This is a genomic window from Kitasatospora sp. NPDC057940 (assembly GCF_042887425.1).
Taxonomy (GTDB): Bacteria; Actinomycetota; Actinomycetes; order Streptomycetales; family Streptomycetaceae; genus Kitasatospora.
The window spans coordinates 151,947-169,579 of the sequence record NZ_JBHVPH010000008.1 but is presented as its reverse complement, the minus strand read 5'-3'; the positions used below and the strand labels follow the sequence as shown (position 1 = coordinate 169,579).

General features: G+C 74.9%; 11 protein-coding genes. 5 read left to right on the top strand and 6 right to left on the bottom strand.

What is annotated here, in order from left to right; translation table 11 throughout:
• Positions 1-64: 64 nt before the first annotated feature.
• The 3 genes from ACFVTF_RS15750 to ACFVTF_RS15740 all read right to left on the bottom strand — a co-directional run bounded on the left by ACFVTF_RS15750 (position 65) and on the right by ACFVTF_RS15740 (position 5,389).
• Positions 65-2,284, bottom strand: a complete 2,220-nt coding sequence (locus tag ACFVTF_RS15750; RefSeq protein WP_387813929.1) for a hypothetical protein — start codon at positions 2,282-2,284, stop codon at positions 65-67.
• Positions 2,285-2,489: 205 nt separating this feature from the next.
• Positions 2,490-4,079 (bottom strand): lipase maturation factor family protein, encoded by a 1,590-nt coding sequence (locus tag ACFVTF_RS15745; protein WP_387814122.1) that lies wholly within the window; start codon positions 4,077-4,079, stop codon positions 2,490-2,492.
• A 236-nt stretch (positions 4,080-4,315) separates the two neighbouring features.
• Positions 4,316-5,389, bottom strand: coding sequence for a GAF domain-containing protein (locus ACFVTF_RS15740; protein ID WP_371520243.1), 1,074 nt, complete (start codon positions 5,387-5,389; stop codon positions 4,316-4,318).
• Between the two features lie 420 nt (positions 5,390-5,809).
• Here ACFVTF_RS15740 and ACFVTF_RS15735 point away from each other — a divergent pair, with 420 nt between their 5' ends.
• The 5 genes from ACFVTF_RS15735 to ACFVTF_RS15715 all read left to right on the top strand — a co-directional run bounded on the left by ACFVTF_RS15735 (position 5,810) and on the right by ACFVTF_RS15715 (position 11,192).
• Complete coding sequence (locus ACFVTF_RS15735; protein WP_387813927.1) at positions 5,810-7,084, top strand: acyl-CoA dehydrogenase family protein; 1,275 nt, start codon at positions 5,810-5,812, stop codon at positions 7,082-7,084.
• Positions 7,085-7,589: 505 nt separating this feature from the next.
• Positions 7,590-9,755: an ATP-binding protein gene (locus tag ACFVTF_RS15730; protein WP_387813925.1), complete on the top strand. Its 2,166-nt coding sequence runs from the start codon at positions 7,590-7,592 to the stop codon at positions 9,753-9,755.
• Positions 9,755-10,186, top strand: coding sequence for a roadblock/LC7 domain-containing protein (locus ACFVTF_RS15725; protein WP_360205186.1), 432 nt, complete (start codon positions 9,755-9,757; stop codon positions 10,184-10,186). The genes ACFVTF_RS15730 and ACFVTF_RS15725 overlap by 1 nt, the downstream gene beginning before the upstream one ends.
• Positions 10,183-10,563 (top strand): DUF742 domain-containing protein, encoded by a 381-nt coding sequence (locus ACFVTF_RS15720; protein WP_363579557.1) that lies wholly within the window; start codon positions 10,183-10,185, stop codon positions 10,561-10,563. Before ACFVTF_RS15725 ends, ACFVTF_RS15720 begins: the two co-directional genes overlap by 4 nt.
• 53 nt (positions 10,564-10,616) lie before the next feature.
• Positions 10,617-11,192 (top strand): ATP/GTP-binding protein, encoded by a 576-nt coding sequence (locus ACFVTF_RS15715; RefSeq protein ID WP_371520233.1) that lies wholly within the window; start codon positions 10,617-10,619, stop codon positions 11,190-11,192.
• 140 nt (positions 11,193-11,332) lie between these two features.
• Here the strand turns inward: ACFVTF_RS15715 and ACFVTF_RS15710 are convergent, their stop codons facing one another.
• From ACFVTF_RS15710 to ACFVTF_RS15700, 3 genes are all read right to left on the bottom strand, one after another.
• The gene (locus tag ACFVTF_RS15710) at positions 11,333-11,812 is read right to left on the bottom strand and encodes a MarR family winged helix-turn-helix transcriptional regulator (protein WP_387813922.1); all 480 of its coding nucleotides are present in this window, start codon (positions 11,810-11,812) and stop codon (positions 11,333-11,335) included.
• Positions 11,813-11,912: 100 nt separating this feature from the next.
• Positions 11,913-13,889 carry a hypothetical protein gene (locus ACFVTF_RS15705; RefSeq protein ID WP_387813921.1) on the bottom strand — a complete coding sequence of 659 codons (1,977 nt, stop codon included), beginning with the start codon at positions 13,887-13,889 and terminating at the stop codon, positions 11,913-11,915.
• Positions 13,886-17,632, bottom strand: coding sequence for a DUF5682 family protein (locus ACFVTF_RS15700; RefSeq protein ID WP_387813919.1), 3,747 nt, complete (start codon positions 17,630-17,632; stop codon positions 13,886-13,888). Before ACFVTF_RS15700 ends, ACFVTF_RS15705 begins: the two co-directional genes overlap by 4 nt.
• Position 17,633 lies beyond the last annotated feature (1 nt).

The window sequence follows — 17,633 nt, the reverse complement described above, 5'->3', positions numbered from 1 at the left end:
AGCGGAAGGGCCCGGAACGCGGTCTCGCGTCCCGGGCCCTTCACCGTTGTTCCCCGCTGGTACGTCAGCCCCGCGCGGCGGTGACGGCGGCGCCCAGCGCCTCCTTGATCCGCGGCCCGAGGCGGGCGAAGCCCAGCTCCTTCATCGCCGCCCGCAGCAGTTCCTCCTCCGTGCGCTTCACACCGTCACCGTCCACCCACCGGACGACGGCGAGCAGCTCGTCGGCCGAGTAGGCGGTCACGGGCCGGCCGGGCGTGAAGTCCGGCTTCTCGGGCCGACCGGCGGCAACGGGCGCGGGCGCGGGCTCGACGGCGGGCGCCTCCTCGACGACCTCGACCACCTCAGCCTCGGCCACCGGCTCCGCAACGGCGGCGGGCTCAGCCACCGGCTCGTCGGCCTCTGCCACAGGAGCCTCGACCACAACGGCCTCGGCAACCGTCTCGGGCTCGACCTCAGTCACCGGCTGCACGTCCTCAATGGCCTCGGTTTTTTCGACCGACTCCACGACAACAGCGGCGGGCGCTTCCTCGACGGCCTCAACCTCAGCCACCGGCTCGACGACAGCAGCGGACTCAGCAACCGGCTCAGCCTCAGCCACCGGCTCGACGACGGCAACCGGCTCGACCTCGGCCACGGGAACCTCGACAACCGCCTCGGGCTCCACAGCCGGCTCCACCTCGGCCACCGGCTCGACGGCGGGCGCGGGCTCGACGACCTCGACGACCTCAACCTCGGCCACCGGCTCCACGACAGCGGCGGCCTCAGTAACCGGCTCAGCCACCGGCTCGACGACGGCGACGGCGGGCGCGGGCTCGACGACCTCGACGACCTCAACCTCGGCCACCGGCTCCACGACAGCGGCAGGCTCAACAACCGGCTCGACCTCGGCCACAGAAGCCTCGACCTCGGCAGCCTCGGCAACCGTCTCGGGCTCCGCAGCCTCCTCGGTCGTCTCCTGCTCGACGACGGGCGTGTCCTCCAGGACCGGCGTCTCCTCCGCGAGCTCGACCTCGGCCACGGCCTCGACAGCGGGAACCTCGACGGCGGCCTCGGCCTCCATGGTTTCCGTGGTCTCCGCCAGGGCGGCGGTCGCGGCGGCCACCAGGTCGTCGGCGGCCGGGGACGGCGCCGGGAGGGAGACCACGACAGCGGACGGAGCTTCCTCCGTCACCTCTTCCTCGGCTGCCTCGGCCGTCTCGACCACGGCCTCGGCCTCAGCCTCGCCCGAGCCGGCTTCCGAGCCCGCGTCCGCGTCCGCGTCGGTCACCGTCTCCTCGGCCGAAGCCGGAGCCGGAGCCGGAGCCTCGACGGCGCTGCCCTCCCCCGCGAGCCCGTCGCGCTGGCCGCCGGCCAGGGCCTGGCGGGCGGCGAACGCGGCTTCGGCGGCGCGGCGGTCGGCCCGGGCGGCGGCGAGTTCGGTGAGCAGGTCGCCGAGGCCGGCTTCCTCCAGGGTGGTGCGCAGCCCGCGGATGGTGGGCAGGCGGTAGAGCGTGCCCTCGTCCGCGGCGAGCCGCTCGACGAGGTCGACGAGCTCGGCGAAGGCCAGCCCGTCGAGGTCGTGGTCGGGGAGCAGTCGGGCGAGGCCGCGCAGTCCGGTGTTGATCGCCTCGAAGGCCTGGGCGGTCCGCTCGACCAGGGCGCCGTCGGCGGGGACGACCGGCAGGGTGCCGGCGGGGGCGAGGGCGGCCCAGGCGCGGCGCTCGACCTCGGCGGAGGCGAGTGCCTCGTGCAGGTCCTCGCGGCGGATGCGGCGGTCGGTGGCGAGGGCCGTGGCCTGCTTGCGCAGGGAGCGGGCGCGCAGCCAGGAGAGCTTGACGCCGTTCTCGCGGCGCCAGGTGCCGTCGGCGGTGGCGGCGGCGAGGGCGCCGAGGTCGGCGTCGTAGGCGGCGGTGGTGAGGGTGGCGGAGGTGCGGTGGACGCGCTGGAGCATCTCGACGAGGAGTGCGGCCTTGGCGACGGTGTCGGGCTCGTCGAGCTTGGCGTCGGCGGCGAGTACGGCGACGGCGTCCCAGGTCTGGTGGAGGTCGCGGCCGCGCAGTTCGGCGAGGGCGGTGGAGGCGGCCCGGGCGTCCTCGGGGGTGGCGACGGTGTCGACGGCCGCGTACCAGGCGTGGGTGTCGGCGGTGAGGGTGAAGGCCCCGAGTTCGGCGTAGCGGCCGAGGTCCTCGCGGAGGTCGGTCTCCGCCGTGGTGGCCTTGGCGTCCTGGGGGTCCTTGACGTCTGCGGCGTCGGCGACGTCCGCCGGGTCGGCTGCGTCGGCGTTGCGCGAGTGAAGCACTGTCATGTGAGGTCCGGTTCTGGGCGACGACGGCGGGGCTGGCGGCGAGGGGGCGGCGGACCGGTTGCGCGGGGTGCCCCGGGGGCGGGGCTGGGGGGCGCGCGGGAGGGCCGCCGGTTGTGGACGCCCAGAATACGGGTGCCCGTTCGAGCCTTGCACGCACCCACCGCCCGACGGGCCGGTGTCGTGTGCCATACCCCCCGCCTGGCCGCTACCCGGGAGGGCCGCACGGGTGGTGGGACGTTGGGCCGGACGGGTGCTGGGGCCCGCGGCCGTCGGGCCGGGCGGGCGGGGCCCCCGGGCGGGCCCCGGGCCGCCGCGGCCGGTCCAGCGGGACGGCGCGGAGCCGCCGGCCGAGGGGTGGGCGGTACCCGGCGCGGCCGAGGGAGGTGAGGTCGACCGGCGCGAGGTACTCGTGGAGCGCGGTGCGGTGCCACCATGCGCCGGTTTCCCGCAGTTCGCGCCAACTGGTGAACCGGTAGAGGTAGAGGGTCGCCCGGACGTGGGTCGGCGGGGTGCCGGGGAAGGGGTTGTGGCGCAGCAGGCGGAGGGTGGCGGGATCGCCGGCGAGCAGGCGGGCGACGAAGGGCAGGAACCAGGGGCGGGCGTAGGCGGGTGAGATGCCGGCGAACCACATCAGCCAGTCGAGTCGCAGGTGGTAGGGGGCGTACTGGCGCGGGAGACGGCGCACGTCGCCGGGTTTGCCCTTGAAGCCGTACTCGTGCCAGACGGTGTGCGGGGTGAGGGTCGGTTCGTCGGTGCCTTCGACGACGACCTCCTGGCGGACGCGGCTGATGCTGCCGAAGGCGCCGTAGGTGTTGACGAGGTGCAGCCGGTTGAAGGAGCGGTTCATGGCCTGGCCGCGCGAGACGAGGTTGCGGACCGGCCAGTAGCTCAGGACGGCGACGGCCGCGGTCAGGGCGATCACCAGCGCCTCGAACCAGACGGGCGCGGCGGGGTGGACGCGGGCGTGGACGGGCAGTCCGACGCGGGCCGGGTCGACGGCGGCGAGGGCGAGCGTGATCGTGAGCCAGTTGAGCCAGGCGAAGTTGCCCGAGGCGATCAGCCACAGCTGGGTGGCGACGACGGCGCAGGCGGCGTAGCTCGCGACCGGCTGCGGGAGGAGGAGGCCGACGGGGACGACGAGTTGGACGAAGTGGTTGGCGGCGACCTCGACGCGGTGCAGCGGGTCGGGCAGGTGGTGGAAGAACCAGCTGAGCGGTCCGGGCATGGGCTGGGTCTCGTGGTGGTAGCGCAGGCAGGTGAGGTCGCGCCAGCAGCGGTCGCCGCGCAGTTTGATCAGTCCGGCGCCGAACTCGACCCGGAAGACCAGCCAGCGCATCAGCCAGAGCACCAGGGTGGGCGGGGCGGTGTCGGCGTTGCCGAGGAAGGCGGCGAGGAAGCCCGCTTCGAGCAGCAGCGACTCCCAGCCGAAGGAGTACCAGGTCTGTCCGACGTTGACGATCGAGAGGTAGAGCCCCCAGAGCACCGCCCACAGCAGGACGGACGCCCAGAGCGGGACGGCGTCGCCGAGTCCGGCGGTCACGGCGGCGGCGAGCGCGGCGCCGCTCCAGGCGACGGCGGCGAAGAAGCGGTCGCTGTAGTGGAGGTGGAACAGTCCGGGCGCGTGGCGGAACGGGACCCGGGCGGTGAAGCGGGGCACCGGCAGCATGCCGTCGCTGCCGATGAGGGCGCGGAACTGTGCGGCGGCGGCGAGGAATCCGATCAGGTAGAGGCCGGCGAGCAGGCGTTGGACGAGCAGTCGGCTCAGCCAGTAGTCGGGGGCGGCGAACCAGTCCATCCAGTCCATGCGGCCCATGCCTACCATCGGCGGCCGCCGGGCGGGTCACGGTCGGGGTGCGGGCGGAGGCGGTTCACCCGCACGGGCCCGCCCCCGGACGGCACCGTGGCGGGGAGCCTCTCCTCGGGGGTGAGAGGCGCCCCGCCACGGTGGTGGGTGGTGCGCGGTGGTGCGGTTCGACGAGCGGTGGTGCGGAAGGGGACGGCGACGCCGCGCGCGGACGGCGGGTCGGCGGCTCAGTTCGGCAGGACGAGTCCGGACTCCCCGGCGATGCCCGGGCGGCCGGCGGGGGTGGCGCCGCTCTGTTGGAGCCGGTCGACCAGCAGGGCGGCCAGCGTGCCGAGTTCCTCCTCCGTGCGGGACTGCGCGGTGACGTCCATGCCGACGGTGAGGACACCGTTGACCTGGCCGGTGCGCGCGGCCCGCAGCGGGGTGCAGGTGAAGCTGAAGACCTGCTGGCCGCGCTGGACGTCGGGGCGGCCTGACTGGATCCGGACGTCGTTGAGGACGGTGCTGCGCCCGGTGTGGTAGGCCTCGACGATGGCCTGCTGGAGGCCGGCGGCGCCGAGCTGCGGGTAGGCCAGGCCGATCGCGCCGTACGCCACCGGGGCGCCGAAGGTGTCGGCGTGCTGGGCGTTGGCGTAGCGGATCTCCTGACCGGGGCCGTCGGTCAGCATGATGGGGAACGGGGAGCCGTCGAAGGCGGCGAACATCTCCTGCTGCTGGGCGAGCAGGTTGTCGCGCAGCCGGATCTCGGAGAGCAGCGCCTCGGCGAGGTGCTGGATGTCGCGCAGCCGCTCGCGCCCCCACTGCCGGGGTTCCCGGTCGAGGACGCAGACGGTGCCGATGACGGTGTTGGTGTCGTCGACGAGCGGGGCGCCGAGGTAGGCGCGCACACCCAGTTCGTCGACGACCGGGTTCCCGGAGAACCGGGGGTAGGCGAGGATGTCGTCGAGCGCGAGGGGGGAGCGCTGGGCGACGACGTGCGGGCAGAAACCGTGACTCAGCGGCATCTGACGGGTGGGCAGGTCGAAGGCGATGCCCCGATCGGCCCAGGAAGCGCCGTCGTCGACCGCGACGTCGTTCGAGTTTGGCGGAATGTAGAGCCCCCGGAACATCTGGCGCTCGTCGTTGATGAAGTTGACCATCGCGATGGGAGCGCGGGTGATGCTGGCGGCCAGGTGGGCGAAGCGGTCGAAGGCCTCGTCCGCGGACGGTTCGTTGAGACCAAGGCTGCGCAGCCTGCGGGTCCGCTCGGACTCCCCGGCGGCACCCGGGAACTGGCCTTGAGTGCTCATCACATCAGTCATGGCGCACATGTAATCAGACATCCGGGCGGTTCGGTGCTCCCGGTCCGGCTCATCACCGTTGCTGATGGACAGTCAAAGCCGCATGTGAGCGGCCGCTCAGCAGGTTGCCGCGGCGGGTCAAGATCACTTCCCACTCAGAGCCATGGCAAAACTCCTCAGCGTAAGGACGGGCCGATTTCCGCCAATTCAAGATCGACTCTGGGTCAGCACAGGAGGCCCATACGACAATGAGCCCTGCCGAAGACACGGGCGGCATTCCCAACCCCTGGGAAGCCGCCCCGAGTTCCGCATGCACCGATTGCGACGGGGCAGTCGGCCGCCACCACCTCGAACCCCCACTCATCTCCGGGGAGCGGCTGGAGCGACTTCGACAGCACGGACGGAGGCACGGCACATCCACTGACACGAGAGGACCCCAGCATGGCGATGGACTACTTCACCGACGAGCGCCACGAGAGTCTCCGAGCGGAGGTCCGGGAGTTCGCGGAGAAGGAGGTACGCCCGCACGTGGCCCGAATGGAGGCCGAACGGACCGTCGAGTTCGAACTGTCGCGGGAGATCGCCCGGCGGGGCTGGATCGGGGTGACCATTCCGCGCGAATTCGGCGGACTGGGGCTGGGGCACCTCGCCAAGACCGTCATCGTGGAGGAACTCGCCCGCGTCAGCGGCGCCATGGGCGCGGTGGCACAGGCCTCACAGCTCGGCGTCGCCAAGGTCATCCACTTCGGCTCGGACGTCCAGCGGCGCAAGTGGCTGCCGAGGTTCGCCTCCGGCGAGTCGCTGCCGACCATCGCCGTCACGGAGCCGGAGTGCGGCGGCCACGTGCTCGGCATGTCCGGCACCGCCCGCCGCGAGGGCGACCAGTACGTGCTCAACGGCCGCAAGTGGTTCGTCGGCAACTCCCACATCGGCGACGTGCACGGCGTGGTCCTCCGCACCGGCGAGGGCAGCAGGGGCCTGTCCGCGTTCCTGGTCGAGAGCGAGCGCCCCGGCTTCCGCGTCGGCGAACTCGGTTCGCAGAGCGGCCTGCACGGCTTCAGCTTCGGCGAGATCGTCTTCGAGGACTGCCGCATCCCCGTCGGCAACCGGCTGGGCCTGGAGGGCCAGGGCCTGGACGTCGCCTACTCCTCCTCCACCCTCTACGGCCGGCTCAACCTCGCCGCCGTCGCACTCGGGATCCACACCGCGATCGTCGAGGACACCGCGCGCTTCGCCGAGGGACGGGTGCTCTACGGCAAACCGATCAACCGCCTGCCCAACATCGCGCTGAAGCTCGGCGAGATGCAGTCCAGGCTGATGACCGCCAAGCTGGCCGCCTACCACGCCTCGCACCTCCTCGACCACGGCAGGGCCTGCGACGCCGAGCTGATGAACGCCAAGCTCATCAACACCGAGTACGCGCTGGACTCCGCGCGCAACGCCATGGAGATCCACGCCGCCCGGGGCCTGCAGACCGAGTTCAGCATCGAGCGCTACCTGCGCGACGCCACCCACGTCTACCCGCCGGCCGGGACCTCGGACGTCCAGCGGCTGCGGCTCGGCCAGGTCGCCTGCGGCACCTACGGCAAGCAGTGGTCGGCGGAGCTGTCCGACCTGGCGAGCTGGGCGTGGACCGAACTGTCCCAGCGGGAGGCCGCGGTGGAGCTGCAGGCCTTCGGCGGCGGGCAGGTGGTACCGATACCGCTGGCGGGCTGAACCGGCACCGCGCGCCGACGCACCGGTGGGAGCTGCCCACCGGCGGACCAGCGGACCTACTCACCGTCGGACCCACGCACCGGCGGACCGGGCTGCCGGACTGTCGGGCTGTCGGACGAGGGCGAACGTTCGGCGCGGCGGTGAATTGACCTGTTCCTGACGACTCTCCGGGAGGTTCTCCCGACCCCCGGAGAGCCGTCCGCGCACCGTCCACGCGCCGCGCGCGACCGACGTGAGCTGCGACTTTCCGCCGGCGGACACTCCTTTCGGACGCCTCCGTCATTGTTATAACCCGTCCACATATCGTCAGTTGATGTTGCGATGAGGGCACTTGGGACTGATACCGTTCCTGCCGTCGGCGGCCGTGCTGCACCCCCGCCCGGGCGATGACACCGCGTCACCCCGTCCGGCCACCCCGGCCGTGGCGCCCTGAAGCCCCGGACGGACCGCGTACAGGTCGGCCCGCCGTTCGGCCCAGCGACTCGGCCCTGCAACAAGGAATCAGATGCCAGGCATATCGGCTCCCCGCACGGCCCACCGCGCCGGCCGGTCCGGCTCGCTCCGCAGCTCGCTCCTCGCCCTCGTCCTGGTCCCCGGCCTGGGCCTCGCCGCCGCCTGGGCCTACGCCGCCTACCTGCTGCGCGGTGCCGAACACCGCACCGCCGTGATCGCCGGAAGCGCCGTCGTCGCCCTGGTCCTGCTGATCAGCCTGGTCCACGGCATCCGGACCGCGCGAACCCTGTCCGCCCGCCTCGGCGCACTGCGCGCCGACACCCTCGCGCTCGCCCGGGACGAGATCCCCGAGGTCGTCGGGCGGCTGCGCGCCGGGGAGCCCGTGCCCACACCGCCCGCCTGGTCGCCGTCCCGCCGGACCGGCGACGAGGTCCAGCAGACCTCCGACGGCCTCGCCGCCGTCCGCCAGGCAGCCGTCGCCGCCATCATCCACCAGGCCCAGGGCCGCGAGGGGACGAAGAAGGTCTTCCTCAACATCGCCCGCCGCACCCAGATCCTGATCCACCGACAGATCAGCATGCTCGACGCCCTGGAGCGCGAGCACGAGGAACCCGAGCTGCTGCGCGAACTGTTCGCGGTCGACCACCTCGCCACCCGGATGCGGCGCAACGCCGAGAACCTCGTCATCCTCGGCGGCGCCCTGCCCGCCCGGCGCTGGCGCAACGCCGTGCCCATGGTCAACGTGCTGCGCAGCGCCGTCTCCGAGACCGAGAACTACGCCCGCGTCGTCGTCCAGGGCGTGCCGCGCGCCTCACTCAGCGGACAGGCCGTCGCCGACGTCATCCACCTGATCGCCGAACTCATCGAGAACGGCACCACCTTCTCCCCCCCGTACACCCAGGTGCAGGTCTCCGCGCAGGAAGTCCCCAAGGGCCTGGCGGTCGAGGTCGAGGACCGCGGCCTCGGCATGGGCGAGGACGAGTACGAACGGCTCAACGACTACCTGGCCAACCCGCCCGAGCTGGACGTCTCCGCCCTCGGCGACGACCTGCGCCTCGGCCTGTTCGTCGTCGCGCGGCTGGCCGCCCGGCACGACATCCAGGTCACCCTGCGGCCCTCGCCCTACGGCGGCACCCGGGCCGTGGTGCTGGTGCCGTCGGTGCTGCTGGAGCAGGCCGACCAGCCGGCCGCCATGGCCGGGCTGCCGTCCGGCGCGCGGGTCACCCGGACCCCTGTCCCCGAGCCCCTGCGGGCGGCGGGCGGTAACGGCACCGGCGGTCCGGACGGGGGGCTGACCGGCGCGCTCGGCGGAGTGCTCGGCGGGCTGATCGGCACCGGGCCGGGCACTCCGGCGCCCGGGGCCGAGCCGGGTGCGCCCGGCGGGCCCAGGGCTGGCGGTGTGGCCGGTGGCCCGGCGGTGCCTGGTGTGCCCGGCGTGCCCGGTGTTCCCGGCGTGCCTGGTGCTCCCGGTTCGGGTGGTGTTCCCGGTGCGGGTGGTAGCGGTGTGATCATCGGCGAACTACTCGCCCAGTACCCCCTGGACGGCGGCCCCGTCGGAGGAGCCGCCCCCGGCCCGGCCAACGGCGGTCTGCCGGTCGGTGCCGAGATACCCGGCCTGCCCGGGGCCGTGGTCGTCCCCCGGCCCGCCTTCCCGCGCCCGTACGAAGTCCCGTCCGACGGTTCGCCCGGTGAGCCGTCGTCCGACGGCCGTGCTGCGGACGTGCCGGCCGGGACCACGGCCGGGCCCGTCGACGGCGCCACCGCCGAGCCCTCCGCGCCCGCCCACGAACGCTCCCCGGAGGGGCACTCGGACCGTGGCCCGGACGGCGAACTGCGCACCCCGCGGGTCCTGCCCCAGCGGGTCCGCAACGCCAGCCTCGCCGAGCAGCTCCGCGAGGCCCACGCTCCCGGCGCCATGCCGCCCCCCGTGGTCGGCCCGCCGCCCCAGGCCGGGCCGTGGCACGGAGCCGCCGGGGCCGCCGGACAGACCGGGGCCACCGGAGAAACCTGGGCCGCCAGGGCCGACGACCCGTCGCCGCAGCGCTCCCGCACCACCATGGCCGCCATCCAGCGCGGCACCCGGACCGCCCGCGCGGCCGACCCCGGCGCGCCGACCACCCCCACCGCCCCCCAGGCGCCCGCCGCGCCCCACTTCCCGGCCGCACCTGCCGCCGCCCGGGAAGCCTCCGCCGTTCAGGAAGCCAAGGAACAGCAGTGATGACGCAGCACACCGACACCCAGCGCGACCTCAACTGGCTGCTGGACCAGCTGGTGGCGCGGGTACCCGAGACCCGGCACGCCATCGTCCTCTCCGAGGACGGCCTGCTGGTCGGCATGTCCCAGGGGCTCGACCGGGCCGACGCCGAACACCTCTCCGCCGTCGCCTCCGGCCTGCAGAGCCTCGCCCGCGGCGCCGGCCACCGCTTCAACGGCGGCCGGGTCCGGCAGACCGTGGTCGAGATGGACCAGCTGTTCCTGTTCGTCACCACCGCCGGGCAGGGCGCCCGGCTCGCCGTCCTCACCAGCGAGCAGGTGGACGCCGGGCTGATGGCCTACGAGATCAACATGCTGGTCAAGCAGGTCGGCCAGTACCTCACCGCGGCACCGCGCAGCGACGCAGGCCAGGCCGGCGCGGGCGGCGGTGCGTGACCGCCGACGCCGACGAGGCCTGGTTCTACGACAAGGACGCAGGCCATCTGGTCCGCCCCTACGCGATCACCAACGGGCGCACCGGCCCGGTCCGTGACGGATTCGCGCTGATCACCCTGGTCGTCACCTCCGACCCGCGCACCGACACCAGCCGGCTCACGCCCGAACCGGCCGCGATCCTCGACCTGTGCCGCGAACGCCCGCTGGCCGTGGCCGAGATCGCGGCCACCCTCGACCTGCCGGTCAGCGTCGTCAAGGTGCTGCTCGACGACCTCGCCGAGGCCCGGCTGATCCTCACCCGCGCCCCGGTCCAGCTCGCCGAGGCGCCGGACATCTCGCTGATCCAGGCCGTGATCGAGGGCGTCCGCCGGCTCTGACCCCGCGGACCCGACCGCCCCGCACCTCTCAGCCCCACTCCAGGAGACCCGAATTGACGACCCAGAGCCTGGTGCCGGGCGCGGTCAAGATCCTCGTCGCCGGCGGCTTCGGCGTCGGCAAGACCACCATGGTCGGCTCGGTCAGCGAGATCGAACCGCTGCAGACCGAGGAGCGGATGACCCGCGCCAGCATCGGGGTCGACAGCCTCGACGGCGTCCAGGGCAAGTCCACCACCACCGTGGCGATGGACTTCGGGCGGATCACCGTCCGCGAGGACCTGGTGCTCTACCTGTTCGGCACACCCGGCCAGTTCCGGTTCTGGTTCATGTGGGACGACCTCGCGCTCGGCGCCCTCGGGGCGATCGTCCTCGCCGACACCCGGCGGCTCGAATCCAGCTTCGCCGCCGTGGACTTCTTCGAGCAGCGCGGCATCCCGTTCGCGATCGGCGTCAACTGCTTCCACGGCCGCCGCGACGCCAGCCCCGAGGACGTCCGGCGCGCCCTCGACCTCGGCCCCGAAGTCCCGATCGTGCTCTGCGACGTGCGGGAACGGGCGTCCAGCAAGGAGCTGCTGCTCGCCCTGCTCGACCAGGTGCACCGCAACGCCCTGTCCGCCGGGGGGCGTTGAGCGTCCAGGCCGTGCGGGCCGTACTGGCTTGGTGACTTGCCGGCTTGCCGGGGGCCGGGACCGGACCCGGTCTTGGTGTCGGGGTCGAGGGCAGGTCAGGGCCGGGTCAGGTCAGGGCCGGGTCAGGTCGGGGCCGGGGTTCAGGCGTTGGCCGGGGTGCGGTCGGTGAGCCCGGCCGGACCGTCGAGTCCGGAGAGCGCGTGGACCAGCGGTGCCAGCTCGGGCACCTCGGCGGCCTGCGCCAGCGTCGCCTCCAGGGTGGCGTCGTGCACCGGGCGGGCGGCCGTCAGCAGGGTGCGGCCCTCCGGCGTCAGCTCGGTGTAGATCCCGCGCCGGTCGTCGGCGCAGAGGTAGCGGCTGAGCAGCCCACGATCCTCCAGCCTGGTCACCAGGCGGGTCGTCGCGCTGCTGCTCAGGGCGGCGGCGCGGGCCAGCTGCTGCATCCGCATGTGCCACCCGTCCTGGCGCGACAGGGCGTCCAGCACCGTGTACTCGACCACCGAGAGCCGGTGCTCCGCCTGCAGCGCCTTCTCCAGCGCCGCGTCGATCAGCCCGTGCAGCGCGGCGAGAGTCCGCCAGCCACCCGCCCGGACCTCGGCCGCGTCGTCGCGGATACCCATAGCTCGCCTTCCCTTCCACTTCCCCGCACGTCTCACGACGTCTTCCCTGCGACAAGTATGCCAGCCGACGCGGATTAGCTGTCTATGCAAATAGTTTTCCTTATACCTCCCCCCGATGCCGGTACAGAGCGGGCTCCCCGGCCCAGGCGGCGGCACAGAGCGCGGCGGCCAGCTCCTCCGTGTAGCAGGCGGCTGCCAGCCAGGACCCGGCGAAGGCGTCGTGGTCGTCCGGGACCACCCGGCCGAACACGTCGCGGCGCCGGTCGGCCGCGGCGGCCCGCAGGGCGTCCAGGAGCTCGGCGGCCGTCACCAGCCCGGCGGCGCGCAGCAGGCTCCCGTCCGCGGCCGCCGTGGCCGCGCTCGGGGCCAGGGCGTGGCGCCCGGTGGTGACCGCCTGCTCGACCCGGCGGCCGAGCACGTGGACGGGTGGACCGTACGGGGCCTCGTTCGGGAGACCGACCGGGAGGCCGGGCCCGGCATCGGCTGGGGCGGCATCGGCGGGGGCGGTGGTCGGCTGGTCGGCAATCCGCTGGTCGGCGGTCCGGAGGTCGGCGGTCTGGAGGCGTTCGAGGCCGAGATTGACCCGGTCGGCCCGGTCCGCGGGGACGGCGAGCGAGGGAAGGCCGGGGGTCGCGGGGGCCGTCGGGGACTCCGGGGGTGTGCCGACCGCGAGCAGACGGAGCTCCGGGCGGTCCGATCGCTCCAGACGGCCGATCACCCGCAGCCGCAAGCCGGGCGCGGTGGCGAGCAGTGCGAGGTTCGCCCGGAAGGCCAGCCCCGGGTGCTCGTGCCCCGCGCACAGACCGACCACCAAGCCGCCGTCGGCGCCGTCGGTACCGCCCTCGCAGCGTCCCAGCAGCCGCAGCGACCCGCCCGGGCCGGCCGGAGCCGGGCCCAGCAGGGTCACGTCCAGGAACAGCAGGTCGCTCCCGGCCGGGCGGCCCTCGTACGGCAGCGACTCCGCCGCGAGCGCCCGCGCCACCTGGGCGGCCACCGGTTCGGCCCAGAGCGCGGCCACCGGCTCCACCGTCCACGCCGCGCCCGCCGCCCGGACCGCCCGGACGGAAGCACCCGCACCCAGCCGCCCGGCGGCGGACCGGGTGGCGCCCTGGACGGCCAGCCCGGCACGGCTGAACTCCCGGTGGCTGAGCGGAGCCTCCCCCAGCCGGACCGTCCGGTTGCCCGCCCCGACCGCCTGCGGGGCCGCGGCGGCCGCGTCACCGTGCGGCATCACCTCGGCCACCGTGCTGAGCCGGCCCCCGGCGTCCACCGCCCAACTCACCACTCCCGCATGCGTGGCCGTCAGCACCGGCTCGGTGAACAGCCCGTACAGCCGCAACCCGCCCTCCTCGCCGTACGCCTGGCGGGCGGTGCCGCGCAGCTCGGCGACCGGGCCGCAGCCGGTGCTCAGAGCGGTGGTCAGGTCCAGCAGTTCACGCAGACCGGCCACCAGGTCCGCCAGTCGGTGGTCCGGCGCCCCGGACCGGGCCGCGCGCACCCTCGTCACCACCGCGACCGCCGCCGCGGCCGGGCGGTACAACCCCGCCAGCCGCGCCCGGTGGGCCGCCCGCAGCAGCTCGGCCTGCGCGACCGCCCCCGCTCCGCTCACCCCGGCGGCCAGCACCGCGCACCCGGCCCGGTGGAGGTGGCGGGCCGCCGCCAGCTCCACCGGGGTGGGCCCGGCCTCGGACTGCGCCTCCGCCGAGGACGCTGGGGCGGCCTCGACCGGTGTGGCCTCCTCGGTCTCCTCGGCCTGCTCGGCCAGATCAGCCAGCTCGGCCAGCGGGCAGAGCGTGACCGCAGCGGCCCGGTGCACGCAGGCCGGGGCCAGCAGGCAGCCGCAGCGCACATCGTCCGCATCCGCGACCACCGCGCCCGGGGCGTGCAGCACGAGCGCCGTCTCCTCGTCCACCTCCACCCGCCACTCGTCACCGCAACGGGTCACCGGCCGCTCCGCGAGCTTCGCCGCCGCGCCGTCCAGCCGCTTCTGCAACCGGGCACTCAACCCGGCCACCACCTCCGCGACCACCTCAGGCCGGACCGTCGGCCAGCCGCTCGTCCGCTCCGCCACACTCATCGCACCTTCTCCCCCACCCAGCGGGCCAGTTCCAGCGGACTCAACGCCGCCACGGGCATGCCGGCCGCGACCAGCTGGCCCGCGACCGCCTTCGAATAGCGGGCCGTCCCCGTGTCGTCCAGCGCCGCGCAACCGAGCAGGTGCACTCCGGAATCCACCAGTGCCCGGGTCTGGGCCAGCAGCCCGCCCACCGGACCGCCCTCCTCGAAGTCGCTGACCACCACGACCAGCGTCCGGGACGGCACCGTCACCAGCTTCCGCGCGTACCGCAGGCCGCCCGCGATGCTGGTGCCGCCACCGATCCGCACCTCCAGCAGCACACTCAGCGGATCCTCGACCCGCTCGGTCAGGTCGACGATCTCGGTGGAGAACGCCACGAAGTGGGTGCTCAGCGAAGGCACCCCGGCCAGGATCGACGCCGTCAGCGCCGCCCAGACCGTCGACGCCTCCATCGACCCGGAGACGTCCACGACCAGGATCAGCCGCCAGTCGGCCGACTGCCGGGCCCTGGTCCGGAACACCGGGCGCTCGGGCACGATGAGGGTGCCGCCGCCGCCCGACGGGCGGGCCGTGGCGAGATTGGCGCGAATGGTCCGGTCCAGGTCCAGTCCGCCACCCGGCCGACGCGTCGGACGCGGCACGCTGATCCCGGTCAGCGCCGGACGCAGCCTGGTCGCCAACGCGCGCGTCAGCTCGTCCACCAGACGCCGCACCAGCGGACGCAGTCGCGCCACCCTCGCCTCCGGCAGGCCGCCCGCGTGCTCCAGCACCGCGCGCAGCAAGTCGACCGACGGGCGGACGGCCCCCGGCTCGATCGCCTCCAGGACGTCCGTCCGGCCCTGCGCCACGGCGGCCGCCAGCACCTCCTCCCGGACGCCCGGCCCGAACAGCGCCGACAGTTCCTCCGCCCACTCCCGCACCCCCGGGAAGGGCGCCTCGCGGCCGCCCCGCCCGGACCGCCCGTCCAGGCCCGGGCCGGAGCCCTCGCCTCGCCCGCCGCCGTACAACTCGTCCAGGGCGGTGGCGAGTCGGGCGCAACGCCCGCTCAGGCCACCGCTGCCGGGGCGACCGAGGAGCAGCCGCCAGCGCTCGGCCGGGGCGAGGGCGTGCCGCGTCGCGACGGGCACGGAAGGAAGAGGGCCGGCGTGGTGCGGTGGCTCGGGCACCGGATCGCCCCCGGGCGCCGGCAGCAGTCCGCGCCGGGCCAGCGCCGCGCGGGCGGCCAGATCCGCGCGGACCCAGCCGGCCACCACCGCCGGTGGGACGTCCTCGGGCAGGCTCGCGAGCCGGGCACCCAGGCGTTCCTCGACCAGGACCAGCAACCGGTCCCGGGCGGCCGGGCTGAGCGTGTCGAAGCCGCCGCGCAACGCCGGCAGCCGGTCCAGGAAGGCGGCGTCGGGCAGCGAGGTGACCCGCTCCAGCACGGGCTCCAGCGCCTCCGGCGCGGCGGCGAACAGCCCCTCCGCCGCCGTCAGCAGGCCGACCAGCCCCCGACCGAGCGCGTGCCGGGCCTCCGGACCGGTCGCCCCGTCCACCCACGAAGCCGCCCGCCCGCCCAGCACCTCCGCCCGCTCCCGGCCCAGCAGTACCCGCACCGCACCGGCCGCACCTCGCACCAACGGGCTCCCCCGGTCCGCGAGTTCGGCCAGCACGTGCCCCAGCCGCAACCCGCCGTCCAGGTCCGCCCGCCGCGCCAGCTCCACCAGCGCCCGCGCATCGGCCGGATCGTCCGACCCGCCCAGCCCCTCCAGCTGGCGCACGGCCGCCACGGTCAACATCTCGCCCACCGCCCCCAACCGCCCCGCGGGCCCGACCGACGCCCCGCCCGCATCGGGCGCGTCGGGCGCATCGGGCAGCAGTTCGGAGCCGTCGGAGCCGTCGAGGGCGTCGGGTGAGGGATACCCCGGGAGGTGGCCGGCGGCGAGGCGGTCGAGAAGGGCCAGGGCGTCGAGGAGTTCGGGGAGGGTGCCGGAGGACGGGAGGACGGCGGCGAGTTGGGTGAGGCGGGTGTCGGCGAGGGCCGGGAGGCCGCAGGCGGCCGCGTCGGTGAGGCCTTGGAGGACCTCGCGGGCGGTGGGGCCGTCGGCCTGCTCTTCTCGGCGGAGGCGTTCGCGCAGGGTGCCTTCGGCGGCCTGCGCGGGAGTGACGCCTCGGGTGCCCGCGACGGTGAGCATCGCGGCGGTGGCCGGGGTCCAGTGGAGGTTCCAGCGCGTGCCGATGGTTTCGGTGCCGCCCGCGCCGGTGGTGGTGACGGGGTCGGCGTAGGAGACCCCGCAGGTGGTGAGGCGGTGGAGGAGGATCTCGCGGCGGCGGTCGAGGGGGGTGCGCAGCGGGTCGAGGCGGAGTTCGCGGGGCTCGGGGTCGGCGGGGCCGGGGAGGCCGAGGTCGGCGAGGAGGGTTTCGACGGCGGGGGCGAGCCCGCTGCGCGGGGCCGCGGGGGTGGCGCGGCCGGTTCGGGTGCCGACCAGGACGCGTTCGAGGGCCCGGGCGACGGCCCGGCCGCGGCCGAGGGGTTCGCCTTGGGCGAGGACGGTCTGGACGGCTTCGACGAGTTCGCCGCGGCCGGGGGCGGCGTGGCCGCGCAGGCGGGCGAGGTCTCCGGCGAGGCGGACGATCTCGCGGGCGTCGGCCGGGCCGGAGGGGTGGTCCTGGCTGCGCAGCGCTTCGCAGATCCGGACGGCGGTGGTGGTGAGGGCCCGGGTGAGGCGGTCGGGGTCGCCGCCGGCGTCGAGGACGGTGTGCTGCCACTCGGGATCGCGGATGCCCGCCGGATAGCCGGAGCGGGCGTCGAGCAGCGGGTAGGTGTAGGGGATCAGGGAGAGGGCGTGCCCGAGGTCGTCCGGGTGCGGCGGTTCCTCGGTGGCGGCGGGCCCGTCCAGCAGGGCGGGCGCGTGGAAGGCGCCGACGACGGCGGCGACCCGACGCCCGCCGGCCGCCGCGGCCCGGATCCGGGCCCGCATCCAGGCTTCGCGCCGCAGGTCGTACGGGTCGACGCCGGGGCCGGTCTCGGCGTCGCGGCGCAGTGCCCAGCCGACCAGCAGGGCGGCGCGCCGGACGGCGTCGGGGGTGGAGCCGGGGGCTGCGGTCTCGACGAGGCGGTCCCACAGGTCGTCGTCGGAATCGCGCCCGGTGAGGCGGTGGCGCAGCGCGTCGGCGACGCCGGGGGCGCCTGGGGCACCGGCGACGGGCTGTTGTTCCTCGTGGGGCGTGGTGCGGTGGGCGAGCGGGAGGTCGCAGGCGAGTGTCTCGACGCCGTTGCGCCGGGCCCAGCGCAGGGCGACCAGCTCCGGGGAGAAGTCGGCGAACGGGTAGAAGGCGAGCCCGCCGGGGCCGGAGTCGGCGGCGGGGCCCCGGCCGCCCTCACGGCCGGCCGGGGCGGCCGCGAGGGCGACGGGGGCCTGGGTGGCCTCGTCCGCCAGCCAGCCGAGCCAGGGCTGGAACTCGGCGGGGAGTTCGACCAGCACCACCTCGGGTTCGGCGGCGTCGAGCAGCGCGGGGAGGACCGCGCTGAGCGACGGCGCGTGGTGCCGCACGCCGATCAGATAGGGCCCGGGCCGGCCTGTGCCGGAGTCCGCCAGGTGGTCGGCCGCGGCCCGGACGGCCTGGCGCGGGTCGCCCAGGCCGTCCAAGCCGTCCGGGCCGTCCAGGTGGTCAGGGCCGAGCGGACGGGCGGGGCCGTCCTGGTGGTCGCGGCCGGCCTGGCGATCAGGGCCGGCCGGGGCGGGCGTCACCGTGCTGGTCATC

Coding starts and splice junctions, on each gene's coding strand:
- ACFVTF_RS15750 (WP_387813929.1), bottom strand. CDS start 2,284: ATGACAGTGCTTCACTCGCGCAACGCCGACGCAGCCGACCCGGCGGAC.
- ACFVTF_RS15745 (WP_387814122.1), bottom strand. CDS start 4,079: ATGGACTGGTTCGCCGCCCCCGACTACTGGCTGAGCCGACTGCTCGTC.
- ACFVTF_RS15740 (WP_371520243.1), bottom strand. CDS start 5,389: ATGACTGATGTGATGAGCACTCAAGGCCAGTTCCCGGGTGCCGCCGGG.
- ACFVTF_RS15735 (WP_387813927.1), top strand. CDS start 5,810: ATGGCGATGGACTACTTCACCGACGAGCGCCACGAGAGTCTCCGAGCG.
- ACFVTF_RS15730 (WP_387813925.1), top strand. CDS start 7,590: ATGCCAGGCATATCGGCTCCCCGCACGGCCCACCGCGCCGGCCGGTCC.
- ACFVTF_RS15725 (WP_360205186.1), top strand. CDS start 9,755: ATGACGCAGCACACCGACACCCAGCGCGACCTCAACTGGCTGCTGGAC.
- ACFVTF_RS15710 (WP_387813922.1), bottom strand. CDS start 11,812: ATGGGTATCCGCGACGACGCGGCCGAGGTCCGGGCGGGTGGCTGGCGG.
- ACFVTF_RS15705 (WP_387813921.1), bottom strand. CDS start 13,889: ATGAGTGTGGCGGAGCGGACGAGCGGCTGGCCGACGGTCCGGCCTGAG.
- ACFVTF_RS15700 (WP_387813919.1), bottom strand. CDS start 17,632: ATGACCAGCACGGTGACGCCCGCCCCGGCCGGCCCTGATCGCCAGGCC.